At 40.9% G+C, this 10,656-nt stretch carries 13 protein-coding genes and 1 pseudogene; 3 read left to right on the forward strand and 11 right to left on the reverse strand.

Annotated elements, in window-relative coordinates; all coding sequences use genetic code 11:
• From ACLNCN_RS01120 to ACLNCN_RS01130, 3 genes and pseudogenes are all read left to right on the forward strand, one after another.
• A partial coding sequence (locus ACLNCN_RS01120) for a CocE/NonD family hydrolase C-terminal non-catalytic domain-containing protein (RefSeq protein ID WP_424844458.1) occupies positions 1-736 on the forward strand: 736 nt, incomplete at its 5' end.
• 174 nt (positions 737-910) lie between these two features.
• Positions 911-1,203, forward strand: a pseudogene (locus ACLNCN_RS01125) (Xaa-Pro dipeptidyl-peptidase); the annotation flags it as partial.
• The gene (locus ACLNCN_RS01130) at positions 1,200-1,670 is read left to right on the forward strand and encodes an arginine repressor (RefSeq protein WP_424844459.1); all 471 of its coding nucleotides are present in this window, start codon (positions 1,200-1,202) and stop codon (positions 1,668-1,670) included. The pseudogene ACLNCN_RS01125 and the gene ACLNCN_RS01130, both read left to right, overlap by 4 nt.
• A 44-nt stretch (positions 1,671-1,714) precedes the next feature.
• Here ACLNCN_RS01130 and ACLNCN_RS01135 read toward each other — a convergent pair whose 3' ends face one another.
• The 11 genes from ACLNCN_RS01135 to ACLNCN_RS01185 form a co-directional block, all read right to left on the reverse strand.
• Positions 1,715-1,873 carry a hypothetical protein gene (locus ACLNCN_RS01135; RefSeq protein WP_001808548.1) on the reverse strand — a complete coding sequence of 53 codons (159 nt, stop codon included), beginning with the start codon at positions 1,871-1,873 and terminating at the stop codon, positions 1,715-1,717.
• A gap of 9 nt (positions 1,874-1,882) precedes the next feature.
• Positions 1,883-3,193: a GTPase ObgE gene (obgE, locus tag ACLNCN_RS01140; RefSeq protein WP_004248745.1), complete on the reverse strand. Its 1,311-nt coding sequence runs from the start codon at positions 3,191-3,193 to the stop codon at positions 1,883-1,885.
• Between the two features lie 63 nt (positions 3,194-3,256).
• Positions 3,257-3,391 carry a DUF4044 domain-containing protein gene (locus tag ACLNCN_RS01145; RefSeq protein ID WP_049499369.1) on the reverse strand — a complete coding sequence of 45 codons (135 nt, stop codon included), beginning with the start codon at positions 3,389-3,391 and terminating at the stop codon, positions 3,257-3,259.
• Between the two features lie 58 nt (positions 3,392-3,449).
• On the reverse strand, positions 3,450-3,626 hold the full coding sequence (locus ACLNCN_RS01150; protein WP_424844463.1) for a PspC domain-containing protein: 177 nt from the start codon (positions 3,624-3,626) through the stop codon (positions 3,450-3,452).
• 29 nt (positions 3,627-3,655) lie between these two features.
• Positions 3,656-4,981 carry a glycosyltransferase family 4 protein gene (locus ACLNCN_RS01155; RefSeq protein WP_424844460.1) on the reverse strand — a complete coding sequence of 442 codons (1,326 nt, stop codon included), beginning with the start codon at positions 4,979-4,981 and terminating at the stop codon, positions 3,656-3,658.
• Between the two features lie 15 nt (positions 4,982-4,996).
• Positions 4,997-6,040 (reverse strand): alpha-galactosylglucosyldiacylglycerol synthase, encoded by a 1,044-nt coding sequence (gene cpoA, locus ACLNCN_RS01160; RefSeq protein ID WP_070482726.1) that lies wholly within the window; start codon positions 6,038-6,040, stop codon positions 4,997-4,999.
• A 113-nt stretch (positions 6,041-6,153) separates the two neighbouring features.
• Complete coding sequence (locus ACLNCN_RS01165) at positions 6,154-6,483, reverse strand: metal-sulfur cluster assembly factor (protein WP_000331925.1); 330 nt, start codon at positions 6,481-6,483, stop codon at positions 6,154-6,156.
• Positions 6,484-6,497: 14 nt separating this feature from the next.
• A complete protein-coding gene (rpoD, locus tag ACLNCN_RS01170; RefSeq protein WP_000201903.1) occupies positions 6,498-7,607 on the reverse strand; it encodes an RNA polymerase sigma factor RpoD in 1,110 nt (369 codons plus the stop codon).
• Between the two features lie 2 nt (positions 7,608-7,609).
• The gene (gene dnaG / locus ACLNCN_RS01175; protein ID WP_424844461.1) at positions 7,610-9,370 is read right to left on the reverse strand and encodes a DNA primase; all 1,761 of its coding nucleotides are present in this window, start codon (positions 9,368-9,370) and stop codon (positions 7,610-7,612) included.
• Positions 9,371-9,459: 89 nt separating this feature from the next.
• A complete protein-coding gene (locus tag ACLNCN_RS01180) occupies positions 9,460-10,218 on the reverse strand; it encodes an ABC transporter ATP-binding protein (protein ID WP_020901797.1) in 759 nt (252 codons plus the stop codon).
• Positions 10,215-10,656: ABC transporter permease subunit (locus ACLNCN_RS01185; protein ID WP_424844462.1), on the reverse strand; the 442-nt coding region annotated here is incomplete at its 5' end. The genes ACLNCN_RS01185 and ACLNCN_RS01180, both read right to left, overlap by 4 nt.

Here is a 10,656-nt window from a genome sequence, read left to right on the forward strand (position 1 = left end):
ATTGACTAAGAAATTATTGGGACAAGATACAGATTTCCAACTTCCTACTGTCATTTGGCAGGACAATACAACCCCTCAGACTTGGTTATCACTTGATAACTTTGGTGACCAAGAAAACTTTGAAACCTTCTCACTTGGTCAAGAAGAGAAAGTCATTCAAAACCAGTACCCAGATAAGGATTTTGAGCGCTATGGTAAGACCTACCAGACCTTCAATACAGAACTCTATCAAGGAAAAACCAATCAGATTACTATTGACCTTCCTGTAACCAAAGATCTTCACTTGAACGGTCGTGCCCAACTCAATCTTCGTATCAAATCCAGTATAAATAAGGGGCTCTTATCTGCCCAACTGCTAGAATTTGGACAGAAGAAATACCTGCAACCTTATCCAGCTGTTTTAAGTGCTAGAACCATTGACAACGGTCGCTACCATATGTTGGAAAATCTCAACGAATTGCCTTTTCGTGAAAATACACAACGAGTCGTGACAAAAGGCTACCTCAATTTACAAAATAGAAATGATTTACTGTTAGTAGAGGATATTAAGGCAGATGAATGGATGGATATCCAGTTTGAACTGCAACCAACTATTTATAAGTTAAAAGAAGGAGATACTCTTCGTCTAGTCCTCTATACTACTGACTTTGAAATCACAATTCGTGACAATACCGCTTACCACCTGACTGTTGATCTTGAACAGTCTAGTCTTATCCTACCTTGTCAAAAGGTATAATATAACAGAGATTCAGTATGGAAAAATTTCCACTTGAAGAGTCTAACAAAACATAAACTTGGTATCAAATCCACTCTCAAAGAAGGGCTTATGATAATCCCATAACGGGAGCTTGTACAAAAGATACTAACCCCAAAAACCAACATGTGTACTCATTAATAATACTCGCTACCACACCACATGTTGGAAAATCTCTGTGAATTGACATTAATCGTAAATTCACAACAAGTCGTGACAAAAGGCTACCCAAATTGAATGATTTACTGTTAGTAAAGAACACAACAGATATAAAGCCTATTCATCTACATTCAACTAGTGACAAGTTAAAGGAAGGAGATTTTCTCCGTATAGTTCTTTATACTACTGACTTTGAAATCATCATACGTGACAATACCGCTTACCACCCGACTGACATTCTCGTTCAGTCCACGCTTTCTGTACCTTGTACAAGGAGTAACAATTTATGAACAAATCTGAACACCGACACCAACTCATACGAGCTCTTATAACGAAAAACAAGATTCATACTCAAGCTGAGCTACAAGCTCTTCTTGCTGATAACGACATTCAAGTTACACAAGCTACACTTTCGAGAGATATTAAAAGTATGAACCTTTCAAAAGTACGAGAAGAAGACAACTCTTACTACGTGCTCAATACAGGTTCTATCTCAAAATGGGAAAAACGTCTCGAAATTTATATGGAGGATGCTCTTGTCTTGATGCGCCCAGTTCAACATCAAGTCCTACTAAAAACCCTTCCTGGACTTGCTCAATCCTTTGGTTCTATCATTGATGCTTTGAGCTTCCCTGACGCTATCGCTACTCTCTGTGGAGATGATGTCTGTCTCGTCATCTGTGAAGATGCAGAAGCTGCCCAAAGATGCTTTGAAGAACTGAAAAAATTCGCTCCACCATTTTTCTTTGAAGAATAACAAAATTCCGTGTCCTGATGAGGCACGGAATTCTTTTATATTCTTTACTGAGATGGATTTTCTTTTTTAGTTCGTGCTAATCTCAGAGCACGATTTGGATTGAGACGATTAAATAGTTCTTCCAATTTCTTTTCATTCCAAACATCTGCGGCGGAAACAAAATTGCCATCCGCATCTCGGAAAGATATCGGTTTATCTCCCATATCAGTCTCCTAGTCTACAAATTCAAACTCAAATTTACCAATGCGGACCAAATCACCATCTTTAGCTCCACGCGCACGAAGGGCTTCATCAACGCCCATACCACGAAGCTGGCGAGCAAATTTCATGACTGATTCGTCACGATCAAAGTTGGTCATATTGAAGAGTTTCATGAGTTTTTCACCAGAAAGTACCCATGTCGCATCGTCATCACGACTAATTTCAAAGGCCTTTTCTTCCTCGTCAAAGCCGTAGTATGCTTCTTCTTCCATATCTGACTCGTCATAGAGCAAGAATTCTGGTGTTTTGTCTAGCAATTCAGCTGTAGCATCCAAGAGCGTTGCCAGACCTTGCTTGGTCAAACCAGAAATCGGGAAGATAGCTGGTAACTCTTCAAATTCGTCATAGTTTTCAGCCAATTTTTTCTTAAATTCTTTAAGATTTTCCTGACTCTCAGGCATATCCATCTTATTGGCTACGATAATCTGTGGACGCTCCATGAGGCGAAGATTGTATGACTCCAACTCCTTATTGATAGCTAGATAATCCTCATATGGATCACGGCCTTCACTAGCTGACATATCAATGATATGGAGGATGACACGTGTACGCTCAATGTGGCGGAGGAACTGAGTCCCCAACCCGACACCTTGACTAGCCCCTTCAATCAAACCTGGCAAGTCCGCTACTGCAAAGGATTCACCTGATTGGGTACGAACCATACCCAGATTTGGCACGATAGTGGTAAAGTGGTAGGCACCAATTTTAGGTTTAGCCGATGTAATAACACTTAAAAGGGTTGATTTCCCAACAGATGGGAAGCCAACTAAACCAACATCTGCCAAGATTTTTAGTTCCAATTGTAACTCACGCTCCTGACCTGGTTCTCCATTTTCAGAGATTTCCGGTGCAGGATTTTTTGGTGTCGCAAAGCGGATATTTCCACGTCCACCACGACCACCGTGGGCAACGATAAATTCTTGCCCGTGTTCAATCAAATCTGTTAAGACCTTGCCAGTCTCTGCATCACGAACAGTCGTACCTTGTGGCACTCGAACTCTAAGGTCCTCTGCACCACGACCATGCATCCCTTTGGTCATTCCTTTTTCACCAGAATCCGCCTTGAAATGACGATTGTATCGGAAATCCATCAAGGTACGTAGTCCTTCGTCTACAACGAAGACCACATTGCCTCCACGACCACCATCACCGCCCCAAGGACCGCCATTAGGGACATATTTTTCACGACGAAAGGCAACCATGCCATCGCCACCATTACCAGCCTTGACCTTGATCTTGGCTGTATCTAAAAACATACTCATTTTTTCTTCTCACTTTAAAAAAGGGCTGGGAAATCCCAGTCACAAAATTTTCTTGAATCTATTTTATAGATTGCTGAGGGCACCAATTGCAGTTGCAAAAATACCCAAAATACTTGCTAATAGCATAATAACTACGATAATTAAAGTTAATTTCTCAAAAAAGGTTTTTTTACGATTTCCATTATCTCCAAATGCCATTTTTCTCTCCTTCGTTACATTCTATTTTCTATTATCTTAGCATGAATTCAGCTAGTTTTCAATAGTCAGTTGATACAGGTGCTATAATCCATAAAATGATATAAGCTACAATCCCAGCTCCGTAACAGCAAGCAAGAACACCCCATATTACGCGAACGATAGTTGGATCCATATCAAGATAATGGGCCACTCCGGCACAAACACCAGCAATCTTTTTATCACGACCACTTCTCATTAATTGTTTTTTCATAACTGTTTCTCTTTCTATTCTTCATGGTCTTTCCAATAATCTCTGATGCTGATTAACTGCGTTTTTGAAGCCTTCAGCATGCGTCTAGAGCCTTTTACGGGCACAGCAACCACCTTTTGTGGAAGATACAAAACTGTTTTAAAGATACGCTGACTGACCGTATCATCTTTGGCTAAATCTTTCTGGAAGTTATTTGAAATGATGGCATCCAGATAAAACTCATGCACTCGTTTCCCAAAGTTCTCAGCTGAAATCTCGTACAATTTCTCTGATAAGGTATGCTCATTCATATCAGGCGTTGCAATCAGGGCCTCCAGAATAGCTCCAGCCAAATCATGTTCTCCATAGTACAAGGTTCCAAACATTTTATCACTGATCAGGTTGTCCAGATAAGGATTTCCATGTGCAATGACAGGTGTTCCACTGGCTAAGCTTTCCAAGTATGTCAAACCTTGCGTTTCACTTGTCGATGCCGAGATGAAGAAATCCGCCGCCTTATAGTAAAGAGCGGTCTCACTAGGAGCAATCATGCCTGTAAAGATGACGTAGTCTTGAATCTCTAGTTTCTTGGCTTGCTCTTTGAGGTCATCCAGATAAGGACCATCCCCAGCTACCACCATTTTAACCTTGTCTTCCTCTTTCAGAACTTCTGCAAAAGCTACTAAAACTGCTTGAATATTTTTTTCATAGGAAATTCTGGAAAGACTAAGCAACATCTGTTCATCATCTTGAATTCCTAATTTACTACGTAGTTCTTTTAGATTTTCTTGCTGGATTTCTGGACGCTCAAACTTGGCTAATTCAATCCCAGTAGGAATGACACGTTTTTCGACCTTGACCTTATAGTCAGATAGCAAGTCTCGGACAATCTCACTCGGGCAAACAACCCCATCCACATCATGCAGAAAACCTCTGACCAGATACTTGACCATACTAGGACGAATCAACATCCCCTTGGCAATATAATGTACATAGTCTTCGTATTGGGTGTGATAGGTATGGATGACTGGAATCTTCAATTCACGCGCAATCCAAATCCCCAACAGGCCAAGAGAAAATTCTGTCTGAGTATGGATAATATCCAGTTGATATTGTTTAGCAATTTCAAGCGCTTTGCTGAATCCTCGATAGGCAAAGCGACGATCCTTAAAAGCAAAGAAGGGAACACTTGGAATGCGGATAATTTGCCAATCTTCATAACGATTGACATCCTTATCTGTCGTCGTAAAGATAAAAACAGCGTGCCCCTGCTTTTCAAGTTCTGTTTTCAAGGTTCGAATACTGGTCGCAACACCTGAAACCTGAGGAAAATAGGTATCTGTAAATAAACCAATTCGCATAGATTACCTCACTTTTTACTTTCTTCCTAAAGCGGCTTGTTTCTCATAAAAGTCCAACCAGATTTGTAACAGATGCTCTTCAGAATACTCTCTAGAAATATTCTTAGCTTTTTCTTTCAAATCTTTTAAAGCAGCAGGATTCGCTTGATATTCCAGAATAGCTTCTTTCATCTCTTCTCTATCTGCTGTCGCCCGATAATTGCCCTCCAAAATTACCTTATAAAGATCCAAATCACGCAACATAATAGGAGCTTCACAACTAGCAGCTTCTAGGATAGTCATAGGAAAGAGTTCATTGTAACTAGGAAGCAAGAAAAGGTCCGCTAGGGCATACAATTCGCGCATCCGCTCTGGCGATACAATACCAGGAAAAATCAAATTTTTAGGGGGATTCTCCATGATTTTCTTGTAGCGTTCATAACCATCTGTCATACCACCAAAAGAGAAACCACCTGCCCAGATAAAGGTAATTTGCGGCAATTCCTCAGCCAGACGGATAAAATCGTCAATCCCTTTGCGTTTCTGAACTTGACCAGCACCTACTACGATAAACTGATTGTCACTAAGACCTAGCTCTGTACGCAGTCTCGCTACCTCTTCCTGTGGAAGAGGATGCCATTTTTCCTTGTTGACAAAGTTAGGGATATAGGTCACTTTTTCACGTGGAATACCAGCTGCCACCAAATCCTCGATAAACATAGGATTGACCACCACCAAGTGCTCCATCCGGTTGTAAAAAGAAAATACATAGCGTTTCACAATTCCCTTTAAGAAAAACGGAATTTTCAAACTCCCCTCAAGTGTATCAGGCAAGAAGTGCACATAGCCAATTTTCCTTCCTGATCGTTTCTTCTGGAAGGTTGATAAATAATAGGGGAAATCAATTGTATGAAAGTGAGTCACATCTGCCTCTATTGGAAGATTTTCTGTAACAATCAATTGGTCCTTGGCATCACGGTGAAGAAGACGAACTAATTCACGGTAGGCACCTGAAACTCCTTGTCCTGCTACTTTCTCACTTGAACTCAACATATTGATGCGTAATTTCTTTTTTTCCATAACTACTATTATATCATTTTCTTTGAATAAAATCAGCAAAAGAAAGGAGAGACTAGGGAAAAGAGAGGAAATTTCCTCGCTTTTCCAATAATCTCTCACATGCTTTTATTTGTTTACTTAATGCCTAGGGCAATGCGTGCATAGCGACTCATTTTTTCAACAGTCCAGGCTGGATACCAGACTAATTTGACCTCAGTATCCGTTACTTCTGGAACCTCTGTCATAGCATCATAAATCTGGTCTGTCAAAAGGTCTGCTAGAGGACAACCCATGGTTGTCAAAGTCATATCAATCTCTGTTTGTCCTGTGTCACCGTCAAAACGAATTTCATAGATCAAACCAAGATTGACAATATCGATTCCCAACTCAGGGTCAATAACTTCTTCCAAGGCTGATAAAATTCGTGTTTTGATGTTTTCAATTTGCTCTTCTGTATAAGCCATATTCATCCTCACTCTTAGTCTTCAATAAAATCACGAAGCGGTTTGCTGCGACTTGGTTGGCGTAGTTTTCTCAAAGCTTTAGCTTCAATCTGACGGATACGCTCGCGAGTCACGTTAAAGACTTTACCCACATCTTCAAGGGTACGCATTTTACCATCATCTAGCCCAAAACGCAGACGCAAAACATTTTCTTCACGGTCTGTAAGAGTATCCAAGACCTCATCCAACTGCTCACGCAAAACGATACGAGTTGTATAGTCCACTGGATTTTCAATCACTTCATCTTCGATAAAGTCCCCAAGGTGGCTATCATCCTCTTCACCGATTGGAGTTTCAAGGGATACCGGTTCTTGGGCAATCTTCAAGATTTCACGAACCTTGTCAGGGGTCATATCCATACGTTCAGCGATTTGTTCTGGTGTTGGATCTTGTCCCAATTCTTGAAGGAGGTTACGCTGTTCACGAACCAATTTATTGATGGTTTCAACCATGTGAACTGGGATACGGATGGTACGAGCTTGATCCGCAATAGCACGAGTGATAGCCTGACGAATCCACCAAGTTGCGTAAGTTGAAAACTTGAACCCTTTAGAATAATCAAACTTGTCAACCGCCTTCATCAAGCCCATATTTCCTTCTTGAATCAAGTCAAGAAACTGCATACCACGGCCGACATAGCGTTTAGCAATAGAAACAACCAAACGAAGGTTGGCTTCCGCAAGGCGTTGTTTAGCTTCGATGTCACCCGCTTCAACAGCCAGCGCTAACTCTTTTTCCTCTTCATTGGTCAAGAGAGGAACGACTCCGATTTCTTTCAAGTACATACGAACAGGGTCATTGACCTTAGCCGAAGTTGAACCAATCAAGTCCTCATCGCTGAGTTCTGGCTCTTCTTCAGTACTAAGAACACGCGCACTCGGATTTCCTTCGTTATCTGTGATAGAAATCCCTGCATCCTGAATTCGCTGCAAGAGATCTTCAATCCCATCAGCATCCAAGGTAAAAGGAATCACCAGACTTGCATTAATTTCATCATCAGTTGCTGTCCCTTTTTGTTTATGATTACGGATAAATTCTGCTACTTGTACATCAAATGTTGTTACTTCTTTTTGTTTTGTTGCCATTATTACTCCATTCTTCTCTTTTGGGAAATTAAACGTTCCAATTCTTCTAGGGCTGTGTCGGTATCTCCTACATGGCTCGCTTCCTGCACCTTCTTTTTGATTCTCATATTGTCCTGATTCAAGAGTGCCTTGTTTCGAGTCATTTCTACTTCACTAAGTTCCTGAGGTGACATCTCAGCAGGCAAATCCTGAGCTAAGACTTGGTACCAAGCTCTCTCAACTTCCTCTGTCTGTTCTGCTAGAACTTCTGGAGGAAGATTTCCATACTGGCCAAGCAAGTCATATAAAACCTGAAATTCAGGTGTATCAAATGAAAAGTCTTCTCGCAAACGGTAATCATTCAAAATAAGGGGAGATTCCATCATTCGATAAAGTAGATGAGCTTCTGCCCTCATAATAGCCGATAACTGCTTGGTGACAGGCATAGTGATTGACGTCGGTCTGGAAATTCCTTCCATGCGATTCTGCCTTTGCGCCTGACGACTCTCATTCACAATCTGCTCAATCTGGGCGTAATCAAAGGACGCCAAACTGTCAGCTAAAATATGAATATAGCTGTTTTGAGCAGTGATAGACTTTTCTTGAACAATCAAGGGAGCTATTTTTTCAATAAACTCAATCTGAGCTTGCAGATTTTCACTATTTTCAGGCTTATACTGGTGAATGTAAAACTCAATCGGACTAATACGAGTTTTTGTTAATAGATAGGCCAAGTCTTCTGGTCCATTTTTTTGTAGATATTCATCTGGATCCAAGCTATCAGGCATGCTGACGATCTGCACAGGCATATCACCAATTTCGTCCAGCGCTTTCAATGTCGCAGCTTGCCCAGCCTTATCGCCATCGTAAACAAGAACCAACTTCTTGGTTAGCCTTTTCAGATGCTCAACATGCTCACGACTCAAGGCTGTTCCCATAGATGCGACAGCATTTTCGATTCCAGCCCGATAGGCTGCAATGACATCCATGAACCCTTCCATCAGGTAAATCTCACTGGTTTTACCAGAAGATTTTTTTGCCCTATCCATATGATATAATTCGTAACTTTTGTTAAAAATTGCAGTCGATCGGCTATTTTTATACTTAGAAGTTTGTGAATCCGTTTTCTGCCAGATACGACCTGAGAAGGCAATGACCTTTCCCTGGTCATTTGTCAGAGGAAACATAATCCGATTGTGAAAGGTATCTACAAATTGATTAGCCTCCGATAGATAAAACAGTCCCGAATCCAAGAAATCCTCTTCACGATACTGATCAGACAAACGTTGATAGAGATAGTTTCGTTCTGGAGGTGCTAAACCAATCCGAAAATGCTTGAGCACTTCATCTGTCAAACCACGCTGATAAAGGTAGTTTCTGGCCTCTTCCCCCATGGTCGTTGTCATCAGAATAGCATGGTAAAATTTGGCAGCATCTTCGTGCATATCATAAAGAGCTTGGTGGGGTGAAACTGGCTTATGTTCACTATAAAGCGGCTTTTCAACCTCAATCCCAACACGCTGACCTAAGATTTGGACAGCCTCCATAAAGGGAACCCCTTGGTACTCCTCGATGAACTTAAAGACGTCACCTGATCGACCACAACCAAAACAGTGGTAAAACTGTTTGTCCTCTACAACGTTGAAAGAAGGTGTTTTTTCACCATGAAAAGGACAGAGCCCTAGATAGTTCCGTCCTGCCTTTTGTAAAGAAATCACATCTCCTATGACTTCCACAATGTTGGCATTGTTTTTGATTTCTTCAATGACTTGTTTGTCAACCATACACAATACCTCCATGTTATCATAGTTTACTTTATATAGTATACTTTATTTCAGAAAAAAAGTAAACCATTTCACTCATTTTCCCTACTTTATTCAAAGAGTTGATAATAATCAGAGATTTTCATTTTTGCTTTTTCTTCTTGGTTCAAATCTTGGATAATTCGTCCTTCTTTCATGACAATCAAGCGATTGCCATATTTGAGAGCATCTTCCATATGGTGGGTAATCATAAGCGCTGTCAGCTGATCTTTCTTGACAAATTCATCTGTCAACTCCATGAGTGCGACACTGGTCTTTGGATCAAGGGCTGCAGTATGCTCGTCTAACAAGAGTAATTCTGGACGCTTCAAGGTTGCCATCAAGAGACTCAAAGCCTGTCTTTGTCCACCAGATAAGAACTCAATTGGTGTATTCAAGTGTTTCTCAAGACCGTTTCCCACTTTTTCAATAGTTGCCTGAAACTCATCCTTATAGCTAGCCAGACGTCTCGGAAACAGTCCACGCTTTTCACCACGAAACTTGGCAATCAAAAGATTTTCAGCGACCGTCATACGAGGAGCTGTCCCCATCTTGGGATCTTGGAAGACTCGAGACAGATACTTAGCTCGCTTTTCTGGCGAAAACTTGGTAACATCTTCACCCAAAATACGGATGGTTCCACTGGTTAATGACAAAGTTCCTGCAATAGTGTTAAAGAGGGTTGATTTCCCAGCTCCATTTCCACCTAAAATCGTGATGAAATCCTGTTCAAAAATTTCTAAGGAAACATCATTTAAAATAATCTTTTCTTCATCAAAGCCATTTTTAACGACTTTGGTTGCATTTTTTAATTCTACAATTGCTGTCATTTGCTTAATTTGGCTCCTTTCAAGATTGTTTGCTTAAATGTTGGAATCATGAGGCAGACTGCTAAAATCACGGCGCTGTACAAACGAAGGTAACTTGTATTAAAGCCAAGCGCAATAACTGCCCACACTAAGAATTGATAAGCGATAGAACCTACAACGATAGTAACTAGACGCTCTGCTAAGCTCAAACTCTTGAAAATAACTTCCCCAATAATCAAACTTGCAAGACCTACAACGATAACCCCAATTCCTCGAGATACATCGGCATAGCCTTCTTGCTGGGCAATAAGAGCCCCTGCAAGGGCAATCACACCATTTGATAAGACCAAGCCCATAAGCTCCATGCGACCAGTATGAATCCCGAAACTTCTAGCCATATCAGGATTGTCACCTGTAGCAATATAGGCTTGTCCTAGTTTGGTATCCAAGAAAAAGAGC

It is taken from the genome of Streptococcus sp. CL8.13 (assembly GCF_049737895.1).

Bases quoted from the DNA above. Each gene is read 5' to 3' on its own strand.
- ACLNCN_RS01135 (WP_001808548.1), bottom strand. From the start codon at position 1,873: ATGGGAGATAAACCGATATCTTTCCGAGATGCGGATGGCAATTTTGTT.
- ACLNCN_RS01180 (WP_020901797.1), bottom strand. From the start codon at position 10,218: ATGACAGCAATTGTAGAATTAAAAAATGCAACCAAAGTCGTTAAAAAT.
- cpoA (WP_070482726.1), bottom strand. From the start codon at position 6,040: ATGGAAAAAAAGAAATTACGCATCAATATGTTGAGTTCAAGTGAGAAA.
- ACLNCN_RS01145 (WP_049499369.1), bottom strand. From the start codon at position 3,391: ATGGCATTTGGAGATAATGGAAATCGTAAAAAAACCTTTTTTGAGAAA.
- obgE (WP_004248745.1), bottom strand. From the start codon at position 3,193: ATGAGTATGTTTTTAGATACAGCCAAGATCAAGGTCAAGGCTGGTAAT.
- ACLNCN_RS01150 (WP_424844463.1), bottom strand. From the start codon at position 3,626: ATGAGAAGTGGTCGTGATAAAAAGATTGCTGGTGTTTGTGCCGGAGTG.
- dnaG (WP_424844461.1), bottom strand. From the start codon at position 9,370: ATGGTTGACAAACAAGTCATTGAAGAAATCAAAAACAATGCCAACATT.
- rpoD (WP_000201903.1), bottom strand. From the start codon at position 7,607: ATGGCAACAAAACAAAAAGAAGTAACAACATTTGATGTACAAGTAGCA.
- ACLNCN_RS01165 (WP_000331925.1), bottom strand. From the start codon at position 6,483: ATGGCTTATACAGAAGAGCAAATTGAAAACATCAAAACACGAATTTTA.
- ACLNCN_RS01130 (WP_424844459.1), top strand. From the start codon at position 1,200: ATGAACAAATCTGAACACCGACACCAACTCATACGAGCTCTTATAACG.
- ACLNCN_RS01155 (WP_424844460.1), bottom strand. From the start codon at position 4,981: ATGCGAATTGGTTTATTTACAGATACCTATTTTCCTCAGGTTTCAGGT.